At 56.5% G+C, this 15,765-nt stretch carries 9 protein-coding genes, 1 riboswitch and 2 other annotated features; of the genes, 1 reads left to right on the top strand and 8 read right to left on the bottom strand.

Translation table 11 applies throughout. From position 1 onward, the window contains the following. Window positions 1-99: 99 nt before the first annotated feature. The 8 genes from JOE45_RS18325 to JOE45_RS18290 all read right to left on the bottom strand — a co-directional run bounded on the left by JOE45_RS18325 (window position 100) and on the right by JOE45_RS18290 (window position 15,265). Window positions 100-2,592 carry an alkaline phosphatase family protein gene (locus JOE45_RS18325; protein ID WP_210022964.1) on the bottom strand — a complete coding sequence of 831 codons (2,493 nt, stop codon included), beginning with the start codon at window positions 2,590-2,592 and terminating at the stop codon, window positions 100-102. Between the two features lie 491 nt (window positions 2,593-3,083). Then, on the bottom strand, window positions 3,084-4,661 hold the full coding sequence (locus JOE45_RS18320) for a 2-isopropylmalate synthase (RefSeq protein WP_210023584.1): 1,578 nt from the start codon (window positions 4,659-4,661) through the stop codon (window positions 3,084-3,086). A gap of 89 nt (window positions 4,662-4,750) precedes the next feature. Further along, window positions 4,751-5,008: a binding site (T-box leader), on the bottom strand. Between the two features lie 41 nt (window positions 5,009-5,049). Further along, window positions 5,050-5,307: a binding site (T-box leader), on the bottom strand. A 170-nt stretch (window positions 5,308-5,477) separates the two neighbouring features. Next, window positions 5,478-6,890, bottom strand: a complete 1,413-nt coding sequence (locus JOE45_RS18315; protein ID WP_210022965.1) for an NCS2 family permease — start codon at window positions 6,888-6,890, stop codon at window positions 5,478-5,480. A gap of 96 nt (window positions 6,891-6,986) precedes the next feature. Next, window positions 6,987-7,087: riboswitch (purine riboswitch) on the bottom strand. A gap of 237 nt (window positions 7,088-7,324) precedes the next feature. Then, window positions 7,325-8,863 (bottom strand): glutamine-hydrolyzing GMP synthase, encoded by a 1,539-nt coding sequence (gene guaA / locus JOE45_RS18310; RefSeq protein WP_210022966.1) that lies wholly within the window; start codon window positions 8,861-8,863, stop codon window positions 7,325-7,327. 193 nt (window positions 8,864-9,056) lie between these two features. After that, window positions 9,057-11,495: a transglutaminase-like domain-containing protein gene (locus JOE45_RS18305; protein ID WP_210022967.1), complete on the bottom strand. Its 2,439-nt coding sequence runs from the start codon at window positions 11,493-11,495 to the stop codon at window positions 9,057-9,059. Beyond that, window positions 11,476-12,207: a DUF58 domain-containing protein gene (locus JOE45_RS24260; protein ID WP_245247379.1), complete on the bottom strand. Its 732-nt coding sequence runs from the start codon at window positions 12,205-12,207 to the stop codon at window positions 11,476-11,478. The genes JOE45_RS18305 and JOE45_RS24260 overlap by 20 nt, the downstream gene beginning before the upstream one ends. A gap of 554 nt (window positions 12,208-12,761) precedes the next feature. Then, window positions 12,762-13,736, bottom strand: a complete 975-nt coding sequence (locus tag JOE45_RS18295) for an AAA family ATPase (protein WP_210022969.1) — start codon at window positions 13,734-13,736, stop codon at window positions 12,762-12,764. Window positions 13,737-13,879: 143 nt separating this feature from the next. Then, window positions 13,880-15,265 carry a polysaccharide deacetylase family protein gene (locus JOE45_RS18290; protein ID WP_210022970.1) on the bottom strand — a complete coding sequence of 462 codons (1,386 nt, stop codon included), beginning with the start codon at window positions 15,263-15,265 and terminating at the stop codon, window positions 13,880-13,882. 66 nt (window positions 15,266-15,331) lie between these two features. Here JOE45_RS18290 and JOE45_RS18285 point away from each other — a divergent pair, with 66 nt between their 5' ends. Next, complete coding sequence (locus JOE45_RS18285) at window positions 15,332-15,475, top strand: hypothetical protein (RefSeq protein ID WP_210022971.1); 144 nt, start codon at window positions 15,332-15,334, stop codon at window positions 15,473-15,475. Window positions 15,476-15,765 lie beyond the last annotated feature (290 nt).

Genomic DNA, 15,765 nt, shown 5'->3' with positions numbered 1-15,765 from the left:
CGTCCGCTATTTTTGGTATTGAGGCGCGCAATCAGCTGAGTCAAAACCCGTGTTTGAACCTTAGTGAAACAAACTCACAGCACCCGATTGTTGCACTTGTCAGGCGCCTTCGAGCTTCAACAGGAGCAGCGGCACGCTGCTGTACACGATCATGGCAGCGGCAGCTACAATACCCGAATCGTTCAGGACCAGCGCCGCTGTAGCGCCGATCACGTTCGCATAGCACCCGTGCATCAGGTAAGGGTAGCGCCCCTCCCACCTGCGGAGGCGGCCCTGAGGCCGGAGCACCAATACGGCCATGACCACGAGGCCGGTGAGCAGCACCTTGCTCCAGGCGGAGATTCGAATGAGGTGCCAGTTCATCGCCAGCTTGCGCGCGATCATGGCACCAATGACGTCGTAGCGGCCTTGGAACAAATCGCCGAAGGCGCGGCCGATGTGGCTGCTGTGCCCGGGTCCGGCCGCGGGGATGCTGCCGCCAAGGGCGGAGACGGCGGTCACACTGGCTGCGGCTGCGGTGGGCCCCGCGGTGTTGCCGGGAGACCCGGCGGCGTTCAGCAGCCAGAGTCCCGCGAGCGCAGCGCACAGCGGCAGCGCAAGCGCGAGCGCCAGGCGCCGCCAGCGCAGAGCGCTGCCCGCCGCGAGGCGGGCGGCAAGCGCTCCAAAGCCGGCAGCGGCGGCAAGCGCTCCGCCGGCGTTGGCTCCGAGCGCTGGCGCCGCAAGGCCGCCAGCCAGCGCGCAGCCCGCAGCCGCGGCCCAGGCGCGCCCGCTCGGCGCAGGCGCCTTAGGCGTCCGAAGCTGCCGGGCCTGCAGCCACGCGCTGAGGCCGAGCAGCGACGCGCCGAGCAGCACGCCCATGAGCTCGTTGCCGATGCCGTAGTAGCGAGCGCCGATCATTGCGTCGTAGCCGAGCACCGACCGTTTCATCGCTGAAGCGCCCGTGCAGAGGTCCAGCAGGATCAGTCCGCTTAGCCCAGCCCCGATCCACCAAAGCATCCGGATAAGCTGCGGCAGCTCGCGGGAGCCTGCCGCAGCGCCGCTGAACACCGCCCCAGCCAAGCCCAGCAGCAAAAGCAAGCCTAATGCCCCTGGGTCAAGGCGGACAAACCAGCCCATAGTAAGCAATACCCCCGGTATCAGCAGTACGCTGAACAGCAAGCCGCGCAGCAGTCCCTTCCACCACCGTTTATGTGCCGTCCCAAACCAAGCCGCAGTCAATCCAGCCAGCATGACAGCCACTTCATATCCGGCCAGCCCGTACAAAATCGTCGGACGCAGCTTGTACACTTTGCTTATATCCTCCACTTCCTGCAACAACCAGCTTAAAGTGTTAGCCTTCGAACCAGCCGTTCCTTCTATCGGTTCTGCAGTCTGGATAGGAAGCCCGATCATGCCATTCGGCCGCGCCAGCCCGAACTCCGCTAACAGAGTAGGGGCGATATCCGCAGCCGATACAACACCCGGACGGCGCGTCGCAGCTGAAGTCAATAAACCAGTACCTGCCGCCCGCTCCGGAGACCAGCGAAGCAGGGGCGTCAGCTGCAGCTTCTCCTTCAAGGCCTCTGCATGAGCCTGAGGGCTAACCAGCCAAAGAACATGGCCCTTTCCATTCGTCTCCATATCATCAACCAGTCGCCCGATAAAACGGTCAAGCTGCTCCAGTACCTCCTGTTTCCGCTGCACAAATAGCTCAGGCGCATACATCTCCTTTTCCGCGTACAACCGGTGCAAATCGCCCAGCTCAATCAGCGCCAGCGCTCCAGATGCACGATCTTCCGCAGCCGCAGTCTTCCTCCATTCCTGGTACAGTCGTTCAAAGCGGGTATGGACACCATATGGCATAGATGCATCCGTCTCCAGCAGTGATCTTCCTACGTCCCCCTCTTCTACGCGCCCCTGTTCGTCCATGACCATTAATGCCGCGGAACGCTGATACTGGTCTAATCCCTTCCCCGGCCTATCCACATTCCCCCAGACGGCCATACGGATTCCATGCTCTTTTAACGTTTCTCCAAGCAAGCCCGGTCGAGCTATATAAGCTCCATGAGCATTACTTCGCCGCATCGATTCAATCGACGGAACGACCACTGCAGCCGGATCCTGCCCCTCAGAAGCCGACAGCGAAAATCGTTCTAACAGATCGACCACCCGCTGCCCATCGCGCTGCTCCGTCCGGTTCCACCCTTCCGAGCCCCGGCCGTCTGCCGGCGCTCCAGCTCCCCATGTCGCATAGACCGATTCCAGTCCTCGATATGGCAGCCTTACATTCATAGCTCCCCATTCTCCCGCTTCCGACAAGCGCCGTAAGGACGGCATACTGTACAGTCGCTCCGGGCGAAGCTCCATGAAAGACAGTCCCGGCACCGATAAAACGGTGACTAGCGGAGTTCGGCTATCCACAGTGGGGATAACCGGAGCACCGGCGACAGCCTTGTGGATGACTTCGATAGGCAAATCGGAGTTTATCTCCAATGCAGAAACGATCGGCGCAAAAACACATCCAACGATCCACAGAACCAACCCCACGGCCGCCCAACCTACACGTTTCGACGTCCCGATGCCGTCTTTTTCGCCAATCCATCCACAGCGCATTCAGCTAGCCCTCCCTTTCTTGCATCTTCTATCCACACAGCACATTCAACTTCCGGGCAGCCCCAGCTTCATTTCTTTCCTAACCCTCAGTCAGCCTCCCCTATTCAATCGTCCACCTACCACAAATCGATAAAAACTCCCTGTATGCATCTCTCGAAAACGTTGTCCTGCCCCGTCTTCCAGACATCCTTCTCTTTCCCGTACTTTGCCCAGAAACATCCTGATTATCCAAACGGTGTATAACCAAGGGATCGCTTAGCAATATCCACAAGATTATCCCCAGAATAAAATGTCACTTCTTCTAGAAATATCAGGCTTTTTCGCTCAATCCACAAAGTTATACACATTATCCACAGATTCTTTTTGAAAAACTTATCCACCCTGCCTTGGGAAAACCATCCTCTTTGATACCAATATGGGCACGGGTTTTTCGACTTACCCACACTATACACAAAGGCTGTGGATAACTATTATCCACAGCCTTTGAAAATTTATGGTATGGTGATTTCCACTTCCATGGCTCCAATCGAATCCCCCGTCGGTTTCTCTACTCGCTGCCCCCACTCGCGGGCCGCTTGATTGCAAGCTGCCATATACGCATGGGCCGCTGCCATAAGAATGTCGCGATTCTCCGCGATGCCGCGGTAGGTTTGCCCGTGCGCCCGTATCGTTACAATCGCCTCGCCGCTTGCTTCTTCCCCTGAAGAGAGCGAGTACAACTCCAGGTCGGCAAACTCCGCTTCAAAAGGCAGTCCCTGCTTGATGCCTGCCACGACCGCTTCCACCGGGCCATCACCTGTGCCCACATAAACCGCCTCATGGCCCGTGGCCTCATTGCGGATCGTACAAGACGCCACCCGATGCCCTGCGTTGCCCGTTATCAGTTGTGCGGAGACAAGCGTATACGGCTCCAGTACCTGATTCACCGTGTGACCCACCAGCTCAAGCAGCTGATGGTCATGAACAACCTTCTGGCGATCCGCCAGCGACTTGAAAGCGGCATAGAAGTTTTCCATCTGCTCCTCGCTCAGCTCTACCCCAAACTGACTGACCCGATGCTTGATCGCATGACGGCCGGAGTGCTTGCCCAGAATGATCATACTGCGCGGAATGCCCAGCTGCTCAGGGTCCATGATTTCGTAGGTGCTGCGGTTTTTGAGCAGTCCGTCCTGGTGGATACCCGCCTCATGCTGAAAAGCGTTGCGTCCCACAATCGGCTTATTGAATGCGATCGGAAAGCTCATCGCGCGGCTGACCATTTGGGAGGTGTCAAAAATATGCTCCGCACGAATCGACGTCTCCGCTCCAATAGCCGCCTTCCGGGTCTCAAGCGCCATCACCAGCTCCTCCATCGAACAGTTGCCGGCGCGTTCCCCTACGCCGTTCACGGTTACTTCCACCTGAGTAACTCCTGCACGAATGGCCGCCAAGCTGTTCGCTACCGCGAGGCCAAGGTCGTTATGACAGTGGGCGCTGTATTGCACCTGTTCTCCGCCACGTACATTCTTCATCACCCGAGTAAACATCGCCCCATATTCCTCCGGCAGCGCATAGCCGACCGTGTCCGGAATGTTAATGATCGTGGCCCCTTCGCCGATTACGGCTTCAATCATCTCGAACAGGAATTCGTCTCCTGTCCGCGTAGCATCCATTGGAGAGAACTCAATTCGATCCACATACTGCTTTGCGTAAGCCACCATTTGACGGGCAATGCCGATGACCTGATCCCGAGATTTGCGCAGCTGGAAGTCCAGATGAATGCTTGACGAAGAAATAAACAGATGCAGCCGCTTACGCTCGGCATCCTGTATAGCGCGGACCGCAGCGTCAATGTCTTCCTTCATCGCGCGGGCAAAGCCGCATATTTCAACGCCGGTAACTTCTCTCGCAATTTGCTGAACCGCTGCAAAATCCCCGGGACTCGAAACCGGAAATCCTGGCTCAATTACATCCACACCAAGCTTGGCCAGCTGCCTGGCAATGACAATTTTTTGTTCCGGTGTCAGCGTCGCTCCTGGTGCCTGCTCTCCATCTCGCAGCGTCGTATCGAAAATGTGTATTTTTCTCATTTCATTCTTGGATTGGTCTTGGTTCATCATCATAACGATCATCTCCTTGGATTTTTTTTCGACAAAAAAAGCCCGCCGTCTCTTGAAAATCAAGAGACGACAGGCTGAACCTTGCCGCGGTACCACTCTTTTTGAACTCCAACGCACGTTAGAATTCCACCTCGAACCCCTTGTCACGGAGGGCTAATCCGTCGCAACCTACTCAACCTTGATGAGATCATCTCCCTCAAGCCCTTTCCGCTCCGCCGCTCCCGGGCGAGTTTCAAGCTTCCGTCGACTGCGTCGCACCACCCCGCAGCTCTCTGCACAACCGGATTCACTTTACTGCTCCCGTTCTTCACGTTTCTGATATTTAATTCGAAAATCAAAAAAGCCCGCCGTCTCTAATTTAAGAGACGACAGGCTGTGCCTATCGCGGTACCACTCTTGTTGACCGCAGCTTTTCATAGAAAGCTGTTGTCCGCTCGATGCCTGATCACGGAGGCGACCCGTCAAAGCTTACCGCTTATGAAGTGCAGCGCTACACTCCAGCCGTTCAGCTTTGCCGCTCCCGGGCGAGATTCACCGATGATCCTGACTGCGTTGCACCACCCCGCAGCTCTCTAGACAGGACATGACGGCTACTGCTCCCGTTCGTTGCGTTATCCAGTTATGGATTTGATTGCTATTATAGTATGCCCCCAACGCAAAGTCAATGGCCATTATCAGAAAACTTTTGCAATTACACCACTGTCCCTGATCAATGAAAAAAGCCCCGGTGCCCGAATGGATCGAACACCGAAGCTAGTTAACCTGTTTTAGTCCATCCGCGGGAGATCAATGGCCCCCGAGGAAGATATACCTTGCGATAATCAGAATCGCCAGAATCCACATCAGCCAATGGACTTTATATTGCCCTTGGCCGCCCAATTTGGCAACCGTAGCGAGCAGCACGTACGCCACAATACCGAAGGAAATACCGTTGGCGATGTTATACGTGAACGGCATCATCGTAACAGTCAAAAATGCTGGAACGCCGTAAACCAAGTCCTGGAACTCAATTTCGCGTACAGACTGCATCATCAATACACCGACAACGATCAATGCCGCAGCAGTTGCGGAGCCCGGAATGAGTGCGGCGAGCGGTGCTAGGAACAGCGCCAAAAGGAAGCAAACGCCCGTAGTAACAGCTGTCAAGCCTGTACGTCCACCCTCGGCAACGCCGGCTGCGCTCTCGACATACGCCGTTACGGTACTTGTACCCACCAAAGCGCCGCCGCTAACGCCGATGGCATCCACCATCATGGCTTTACCGACTTTTTTGTTACCTTCTTCTTTATTTTTCATTAATCCGGCGCGGTTGGCCGTTCCGACCAGCGTGCCGAACGTATCAAACAATTCCACAAACGTAAATGTCAAAATAACAGAGATGATCCCGGCATTCAGGATGCCCGCAAAATCAAAATGCCCAAATGCCAGCTTGCTCATATCCGGCACCCAGGTTGTTTCGCCACTCGTCAGCGAAGCCAGGCTCACAACCGGAGTTCCGTCCGGATTGCTCATGAACATACCCGCTACCGTTGTCAGCAAAATCCCAAACAAAATCGCGCCGCGAACCTTCAGAACCATCAATATGGAAATCAGAGCAATCCCGATAATGCAAAGCAGGACGTTCGCATTCTGCACATTGCCTAGATGAAATACCGTTTCAAAGAACGCCAGTTCCGTATACGTTCCCTTTGGAATATCATTCGCGGCTTCGACGGCAACCGCCAGCAGTCCGCTGTTTTTGAGTCCGATAATCGTGATGAACAATCCGATACCTACGGTAATCGCATGCTTAAGGCTGTCCGGAACGGCAACAAGCAGCATCTGCCGCACCCTGGTCACGGTCAAAATAATAAAAATAATCCCTGAAATGAAGACGGCCGTCAAAGCCATCTGATACGTAAACGTTCCCTGTGAAGCGAGAATCACCGTAGCGAAGTAAGCATTAAGCCCCATACCCGGAGCCAGCGCTACCGGAAAGTTAACGAACAAGCCCATGGCAATGGTCATCACGCCTGCGGCAATCGCCGTAGCGAGGAAGACCGCGGTCCAATCCATCCCGGTCGCTCCCGAGCCAAATGCGCTCAGTATGTTCGGATTGACGGCCAAAATATACGCCATCGTCATGAATGTCGTAAGGCCGGCCATGACTTCCGTGCGAACCGTGGTGCCGTTCTCTTTCAGCTTAAAAAAACGATCCATTCCTGAAATCCCTCCAAATGGTTTTTCGGAACAACGACGAAAAGCCCGGGTACCTATTCCCGGGCTTCAAGAAAAAGAACGCTTCACGGATTGCTCCGTGAACCGCTTTTTTTTCGTAGCCAGATCATTTACGGTGACCTCGTAGAAACTTCCGGGCCGATTCCCGGAATTATACGAAACGGTTATTCCCTTGCATTAATCTATCCCCTATTCTAAAATCGCTGTCGAAGCTTGTCAATCATTTTTCCGAACAATTTAATGTTCATCTGTAAATTTGTTCGGCAAAAAGGAAAATAACCCCTTATAGCGAATTCATGGTCTCCACTAAGATTTTCCTAATCGCTTTTGTTTTATGCCTTTACGCGCAGCAATTCCCAAAATCTTATTATAAAAGCCTGCTCCCTCTAAACTTAGAGAGAACAGGCTCGCTTAGTTTATTCCCACTCAATCGTTGCCGGCGGTTTCGATGTAATGTCGTACACCACGCGGTTAACGTTGTCGACCTCGTTTACGATGCGGACGGAGATCTTCTCCAGTACATCCCAAGGAATGCGTGCCCAGTCCGCCGTCATGCCGTCGATAGACGTTACAGCACGGATGCCTACGGTGTAGGAGTAGGTACGCGCGTCGCCCATGACACCTACGCTCTTCATGTTAGGCAGTGCGGTAAAGTACTGCCAGATTTCCCGGTCAAGCCCGGCTTTGGCGATTTCATCGCGGAGAATCGCGTCAGATTCACGCACAATCTCCAGCTTATCTTCCGTCACTTCGCCGAGTACCCGAATAGCAAGGCCCGGACCCGGGAACGGCTGGCGCCATACGATGGCCTCCGGCAGACCGCACTCTTCGCCAACCTTACGCACTTCGTCCTTGAACAACGCCTTCAAAGGCTCAACCAGCTTGAACTTCATATCTTCCGGCAAGCCGCCCACGTTATGGTGCGACTTGATCGTTTGCGCCGTCGCCGTACCGCTTTCCACGATATCCGTATAAAGCGTTCCTTGCGCTAGGAAAGCGAAATCGTCGAACTGCTCTGATTCTTCTTCAAATACGCGGATAAATTCGTTGCCGATGATTTTCCGTTTTTGCTCCGGATCGTCCACACCGCTCAATTTTCCGAGGAACCTCTCACGAGCGTCGATTTTAACGACTTTCATATCGAATTTGCCGACGAACGTTTCCATTACGCTCTCCGCTTCGCCTTTGCGCAGCAGGCCATGATCTATAAACATACAAGTCAGTTGATCGCCGATCGCCTTGTGGATCAGCATGGCTACCACAGAAGAATCCACCCCGCCGCTCAGCGCGCAAAGCACCTTCTGGTCGCCCACTTGCTCACGGATTTCACGAATCGTATCTTCGATGAACGTCTCCATGCTCCAAGTGCCCTCACAGCCGCATACATGGAACAGGAAATTACGAATCATCTCATTACCGTACACCGAGTGCCGTACTTCGGGGTGGAACTGGACGGCGAACATTTTTTTGTCCGGGTGGCTCATGGCTGCGATTGGCGCATGCTCCGTGCTCGCATCCACTACGAATCCTTGCGGCGTCTCTACAACCAGATCACTGTGGCTCATCCAAACTGTCTGTTTCTTTTCAAGTCCATGTACAAGACCGCAAGCGTCCGCGAAATCGACCTCCGCCTTGCCATACTCCCGTTTGGAAGCCCGCTCCACCTTACCCTGCAGCTGATGAGCCATCATCTGCATGCCGTAGCAAATGCCAAAGATCGGTACACCCAGGTCGTAAACGCCAGGATCGACCAGCGGAGATTCTTCCCCGTACACACTGGCGGGTCCGCCGGAAAAGACGATACCTTTAGGCTGCAATTCTCGAATTTTGTCAACGGGAGTGTTAAATGGCAGCAGCTCGCTGTACACGCCCAAGTCGCGAATCCGGCGCGCGATCAGTTGGTTGTACTGTCCTCCGAAGTCGAGCACCACTATAATTTCGTTCGGTTTATCCATGGTCTATTGGTTCCTCCTGCTTGTATCGTTCGTTTTTTTCAATGAACCTAATTATAAGCTTACGCCGGATAAAGGGCAATGCCTGTACGCCAAAAGTCGTGTCGAAACGTCGAAACGTGTACAAACATGCCATGCCTTTCCCTAATTTTCAAAAAACAGCGATAAAAAAGCCTGCCGCTACTCCGCTCGATCGTCAGGGCTTCGTGGTTACAGACTTTCGGCTTCGCTTGAGGTGACGCCATGCTTCGACAAGCGAGCGTCGCGTCACTGTCGTGTCCGGGTGGTCCGGATCGGCGTATTGCAGCGTTTCGAGCTGCTCCGCCAGCTGCATCAAGGCCACGCGCTGCGCCTCAGTCTGGCAGCGGCGGGAGCCCGCATACTCGCGCAGTGTCATGGACGGTGCTGCAGGGCCGTGCGAATGCTGCAGACGGCGCCACAGCCGGTCGCTGAAGCGCAGAAGAGCCGCGCGGCGCAAGCTGTGAATCGCGGTAGAACCCCATTCCGAGGACGCGCTTGCTAAACGAGCTTTCCTTGTCCACATGGGGATAAGAAGCATAAGAGCTGCCAGCCCCGCCGCGGCGATCCACAGGGATAACTTCCACAGAGAGCTTATCCCTTGTGTGGACAGCAGCTTGTGGATGACAGCCCCGGCCGCACCAGCGGCTGTGGACAAGCTGCCGTGAAGCGAGCGTGCCATGGACAACAGGGAGTCCGCTGCAGAACGCAGATGTCCCGCCATTTGCCCCCAAGCCCCGCTTTCGCTTGCCGAAGGAGCGCCTGAGCCAGCTAAAGCGGAGGATGGCGCTTCGCCGCCGGAGCCGCTGTAAGCAGGTGTCGGCTCGAATGGTACCCATCCGACGGAAGGAAAATACACTTCTGCCCAAGAGTGTGCATCTTTTTGCCGCACCTGTACCGTATACCGCTCGCTGCCTTCCTCTCCGTCAACCGCAAGAATCTCACCGGGGGTGAATCCCTTGACCCAGCGGGCAGGTACGCCGACGGATCGAAGGAGCACCACCATGGCGCTTGAAAAATGGTCACAATACCCGGTTTTTTGCTCAAACAAAAACCGGTCAACCACATCTTCCTTTCCTTGCACCGTCCGGGTTTCTAACAGACTATAAGCGTAATGTTCGCGCAGATAGCGCTCAATGGCAACTGCTTTAGCGTATGCAGAGGACTCCTGGGCCACGATGCTCGCTGCAAGCTGCTTTACCCGCTCCGGAAGCGTACCCGGCAGATGCAGAAACCGCTCTTCGATCTCGGAAGGATATGATGTGTGCGAATCCGTCATTAGAGCCAAAGCCGTCCGGTCCGCCGGGATCAGCGACTCGATCTCATATTCGGCCAAAGGATCTGACCTGACAGGAAGCGTGATACGATCAGACCAAAGCTGTCTCCAGATCCCATCCGTGGAAATAGGCTGCCCTTGGACAGATTGCAGCGACACCACCCGGATAAGCTCGCCACCGGCAAACAGCTGCCGGGTTAAGCTTTCATCCTGGATCCGGATCGTTTGCTTCACGGGCACATAGTATGAATGCTCAGCAGCCGTAGCCGTGTCCCATCCGGGGGGATCGGCCAAGTACTGCACCATACGGCTATCCGGCTGGATCCACCCTTGCCCGGTGTAATAGCTCTTCGCCTCTCCCCGCCAGTAGGTGAGCCTTGGGGTCACAGCCACAAAGGCAGGGCTTTCATCAAGCTGCAGCGGCTGTCCGAGCCGGGTATCATCCGAGCCGTAGCCTGTCCGCCCGGCCTGAGCCGCACCTGCGGTATGCCTTTGGTCCCAGACTTCACTGCGGAACCGTTCCTCGAACGCCCGAATGTACCGTGACCAGTCGAGCTCCCGCATCTCCTGCGGGTGGAGCAGTGTTCCAAGCCAGCCCGCGGTCAGACAGGCAGCAGCCAGCAGCAATCCGGCCAGCGGAGCGGCAGAGCCTTGCAGCGCAGCATCCCGCGCCGCAGGCTCATAGGTTTCGGAAGAAGAGTCAGCCGCCTCCAACCGCCAATAAATCCACCGTCCCTGCTGAAGCATCCCTTGAAGCAGCAGGCTGATCCCCGTGCATCGCAGAACGGCCGGGAACATATCGATGGCAAAGACCCATTGAATGAACACCAGATAGAAGAGCGTCATCCCCCAAAACCACAGCACCTGCCGCCGCTCGAGCACAAACGATTGCAGCACGGAGATGAAGAATGCCCAGCCCGTCATAAACAGCAGAGTACGCGTTGCCGGTTCCCAAGCGGCCAGATTGCCTTCCAATCCTTCCGCCGCATCAATCCGCAGCTCATGCCCGAAGTTCGCCCACCAGTCCAGGGAGGGAAGTGCATGTCCGTTGTGCAGCCAAGCCGTCGTCCCGACAATCCACAACACCTTGACCGGCCAGATCGCCCAACCGGGCAGTCGGAGCGTATCCACGGCCACCAGAAGCATAAACGTAATTGCGAACGGCATAATCGAGGACACCTCGGTGATTTCCGAGAGCCGGTGCAGCGGATAGAGCCATTCCAGCAGCAGCAGGAGCAGTACTGCGCTGAGCGCAGCATCGGCCGCCCAAGACGTAGGGGCGGCGGTCCGCTTGATCGCAGCGTTCCCAGCTGCGGCTTGCTTAGGTGCCGGATACGGCATGGCCGGCACCTCCCTTCGATGGCGGCGCGGTCAGACCGCCCGCTGACACCAGCGTCACGCGGCAGCCGAGCGACTTAAGCTGCCGCATCCACGCGTGCACGGGCCCTGGCAGCGCCCCCGGCCCGTGCACGAAGACGACGCGCACGGCGCCCCGCGGCAGGCGGCGCAAAGCCGCGGCCAGCTGCGCATCGGCTCGGGCAGTGACGAGCGTGACCGCCCCGCCGCCGGCGTGCCGGGCCTCGCGCAGCGCGAGCTCGGCGAAGGCTTCGGGGCGGGCTCCGCCCCGCGGCACCGCCGCCAGCAGCTGCAGCAGCTCGCCAAGGCGCTCACGCCCCCGCGCCTCCGCCGCGCTCCCTTGCCCGTCGCTGACGGCAAGGCGCACGCTTCCGCCCAGCTCGAGCCCTCGCCGGGCGATGCCCGCCGCAGCCTCCATCGCCGCCGCAAGCGCAGGATCCGCCCATAGGGCGGCTCCCGCACTCTCCCCGGCTCCGGCCGCGTCTAACACCACGAGCTGCCTCACAACGGCCGGCAGCTCCGTCTCTTTCGCGCGCAGCTCGCCCGTGCGCGCGCTGCTGCGCCAGTGAATCCGCCTCAGCGGATCCCCCGGCGCATAAGGCCGCGTGCCGCTCACCTGCGTCGCGGCCTCCCAAGTCCGCGGCTGCCGCTGAGCCGGACGCGTGCCTTCCTGTCCCGCGTTCGGTTCCGCAGCCATAATCCAAGCCCGGGGCAGCACCCACAGCTGCCCCCCGCCGCCGCTCCTGCGCTCTACACGCAGGAGACCGAAGGCATCGCTAGCGCGAACCGTCAGCGCCTCACGCACATACAGCCCCCGACCGGGGAGCTCAAACCGGCAGCTCAGCTCTGCGGTACGGCCGAAGCCCGTGGTCCCCACTCCGCGCAGCGTCACCCGCTCGCCTGTACCCTGATGGACCCAACAATCCTCCAGCCGCAGCCAGACTCCAGGAGCGAATCCCGAAGCCGTCAACCGATAATGGAGAACATAAGATTCCCCCGCAAAGATGCGGAGCTCCTCCCCACGATACTTTTCTTCAAGATGTCCGCGACCCGTATCCCGCTCCACCTGAATTCCCCGTTTCACAGACCTGGTTACGAGCACAGCGTACATCAGCAAAAAAACCGAAACATACACCATAAACCAAGCCGTTCTCCCACCCCAGGACAACGCCCACCACCCCATGGCTCCCAAGAAACCGACCATGCCCAAAAGGACCACCGCACTGCGCATCACCTCATCCTCCGCCCTTCTCAGCCTGCCGCGTGCCTGCGTACCGGCACTGGCGCTGCGGAGACGAGCCCAGCCATTACGGCTTCCGCAGTACGCCCCCCCAGAAGGGCCGAGGAGGATAACATCAACCGATGAGCAAGAACCAATACGCTCAGCTCTTTAACATCATCAGGAATGACGTACCTTCGGCCCTGCAGGAACGCCTGAGCTTGGGAGGCCCGCATCAGCGCAATCGAAGCGCGCGGACTTGCTCCAAGCGTCACGTCCGGATGACTCCTCGTCGCCGTCGTCAGCCCCACGATATACTGCTTTATTGTCTCATCCACATGAACGGTCCTCACTTCTCTTTGCAGTTCTGTAAATTCCTCCTGAAGAACAACCGTACGGATGCGGGACAGCGGGAACGCCTCTTCCATTCGGCTGAGCATCTCCACCTCATCGCGAGCGTCAGGATAGCCAAGATGAAGCTTCAGCAAAAACCGGTCCAGCTGCGCCTCCGGCAGCGGGAACGTGCCTTCGAAGTCAACGGGATTTTGCGTCGCCAAGATAAAGAACGGCTCCGGCAGCGGATACGTCGTTCCATCGACTGTCACCCGCTTCTCCTCCATCGCCTCCAGCATGGCCGCCTGCGTCCGCGGCGAAGAACGGTTGAGCTCGTCGGCCAGCACAATGTTTGCCAGAAGCGGCCCAGGACGAAACTCAAATTCGGCGGTCCTCTGGTTATAGACCGAGACCCCTGTCAGATCGGACGGCAGCAGATCCGGGGTACATTGAATACGCTTGAAGCTGCTGTCAATGGTCCTGCCGAGCGCGCGGACGAGCATCGTTTTGCCGACGCCCGGCACATCCTCCAGCAGGACGTGGCCGCCGCAGAGCATCGCCACGAGCATCTTCTCGATCACATTCCTTTTTCCTACAATAACCTTCTCCACTTGATATACAATACGTTCCAACACCGTTTGCGGCGAATCCGCTTGAACAGAGGGCGTCGTCATTCTCCAAAACCTCCCGAAAGTTTTGGCAAGCCGGAAGCGCCTCAGCATCGGTTATGACTCTTTCTTTTCTACCTTTTCCGCTGGACTTCCCCGTCTTGCAATCTATGTTTCTAGTATGTCCGGGATTCAGAATTTTTAGACGATCACGCCGTCCCTTTCAGATTTTGATAGAACCCCAACCAGCTTCCGTATCGCCCGGAAAAAGAGATTTGCACTTCCGCCGTTCCCGGATCCGTCTCAGCGGTGTAAGCCGTCACCCGGCCGCCGAACAGCTCCAACGTTTTGCGCAGCGGAACATACAGTACGCCGTCCTTTACTTCCATCTCGGGCAGAGAAATCGATTGCGGCTCCTCAGCTGGACGCTGGACGCGAAGTTCTCTAAGCGCAAGATCGTATTCCGCCTTGTAAAGCCCCCTGCTCACGGAGGCCGTCCGTGTCTCCTCGTTCCACTCCACCCTACCTCCCATCAACGAGGAGAGCTGACGAATCGGAACCGAATAATACCCCTCCCGATAAATAAACTCCGGCCTCGCCAAGCTGACGTCCGCTCTTTCCGCCCGCAGCCGAAGCCGCTCCGGACCAGGCGCCGGCCCCGAATCGGCAACCAGCGTCTGTGGGGCCTGACGAATGTCCAGCTTATCGGACCACTGGGTTCCACGTTCCCTTGAAGCTACCGCCAGTTGTTCGTATTGACCCATGCTCACGGCACGCGGCCGCTTCGGTTTGCTCACCGAGAATTGGACAGGCTTCACGTCTGGCGAAAGCGACGCAAAGGTATAGCCTTTCTCTTTAAACAGCCGGATGATCCTCGGCAGCGCTTTGATTGTCTCTTCATGCCCCGCTTTGTCATGCATCAGCACGATCGCTTCGTGACGGAATGGCCCTTTCTCCACCGTACGGTAAATGCTCTCCGCCGTCATGCCGGGCCTTCGCGCATCCTCGCTGTCGATATTCCAATCGTGTACCACATATCCTGCGAGACTTAAATAATGATAATAGAATGCGTCGAAATTCCCGAATGTCCCACCGGGCGCACGCAGCAAACGAGGCCGCTCCCCTGTTGCAGCTGCCAGCACATCCTCCGTCTTCAGCACCTGCTCCCAGAACCCGCTAAAATCGGAATAAAGCTCCTTATATCTATGATTATAGGTGTGGTTGCCGAGAGCATGCCCTTCTTCCACAATGCGCCGCACGATCTCCGGCCGCGCTTCGGCCTGTTCACCCAGCACGAAGAAGGTCGCCTCCACCCCCTCATCCCGCAAAATATCCAGCACCTTCGGCGTCAGCTTGCTTGGTCCATCATCAAAAGTCAAATACACCGTAGCATTCTCCGGCACGGAATACGTTCTTTCAGCTTCCATCCGTTTGCCGGCTTTAAGCTGCGCGAATACCGCCTCTTGATCTCCATAACTACTTTCTGAAGCACCTGCTATATTCGGAGAGCTCGTAAACATCAGCATCAAGCAAAGCCATCGCAAGATAACCGGTACAACTCTGCTGCAGCCAAAAGTACGTGTTTCGCGCATCATGAGCAACTCCTCCATAAAATCTATTAAAAACTACGTTATAGACTATATGGGAGAAGCATTCTGAATATGACCCTAAAGCAGCATACGGAAGCTATTAAGAAAACAATATTCGATATAGATATCCTGTCCTCAATATCCAACATCAACGAAGAGGCAGAGAACCAGTCTGCTCTCACGGAAGAACTGGCCGCGTATGATGCAGGAAATTAGCAATAACGCCAAGCTGCTGGAGAAAATGAGCGCAGATACCCTTAAAGGCAACAACCAAACATGACCTGACAAAGAAGTCCCAATGACGGAAACCATCATCGGGACTTCTATTAATGCGGGTAAGAGATCGGGTCTATAACGGTGGCATGCGTCGTCAGCAGGCTTGAAGCTAAGGATGAAGCGGCCCACCAGGGAGAACTTCACCAGCTCGTAAGAATCGATGAGTCCGCTATCCATATATTCACCCACTAGTTTGCTTCAACATTTATCCTTCGACATCGTCTGTCATG

The organism is Paenibacillus sp. PvR098 (assembly GCF_017833255.1).
Taxonomy (GTDB): Bacteria; Bacillota; Bacilli; order Paenibacillales; family NBRC-103111; genus Paenibacillus_G.
The sequence above is the reverse complement of the archived record's forward strand: the minus strand, read 5'-3'. Positions and strand labels throughout refer to the sequence as shown.

Coding starts and splice junctions, on each gene's coding strand:
- JOE45_RS18325 (WP_210022964.1), bottom strand. CDS start 2,592: ATGCGCTGTGGATGGATTGGCGAAAAAGACGGCATCGGGACGTCGAAA.
- JOE45_RS18320 (WP_210023584.1), bottom strand. CDS start 4,661: ATGAGAAAAATACACATTTTCGATACGACGCTGCGAGATGGAGAGCAG.
- JOE45_RS18315 (WP_210022965.1), bottom strand. CDS start 6,890: ATGGATCGTTTTTTTAAGCTGAAAGAGAACGGCACCACGGTTCGCACG.
- guaA (WP_210022966.1), bottom strand. CDS start 8,863: ATGGATAAACCGAACGAAATTATAGTGGTGCTCGACTTCGGAGGACAG.
- JOE45_RS18305 (WP_210022967.1), bottom strand. CDS start 11,495: ATGCCGTATCCGGCACCTAAGCAAGCCGCAGCTGGGAACGCTGCGATC.
- JOE45_RS24260 (WP_245247379.1), bottom strand. CDS start 12,207: ATGGCTGCGGAACCGAACGCGGGACAGGAAGGCACGCGTCCGGCTCAG.
- JOE45_RS18295 (WP_210022969.1), bottom strand. CDS start 13,736: ATGACGACGCCCTCTGTTCAAGCGGATTCGCCGCAAACGGTGTTGGAA.
- JOE45_RS18290 (WP_210022970.1), bottom strand. CDS start 15,265: ATGATGCGCGAAACACGTACTTTTGGCTGCAGCAGAGTTGTACCGGTT.
- JOE45_RS18285 (WP_210022971.1), top strand. CDS start 15,332: ATGACCCTAAAGCAGCATACGGAAGCTATTAAGAAAACAATATTCGAT.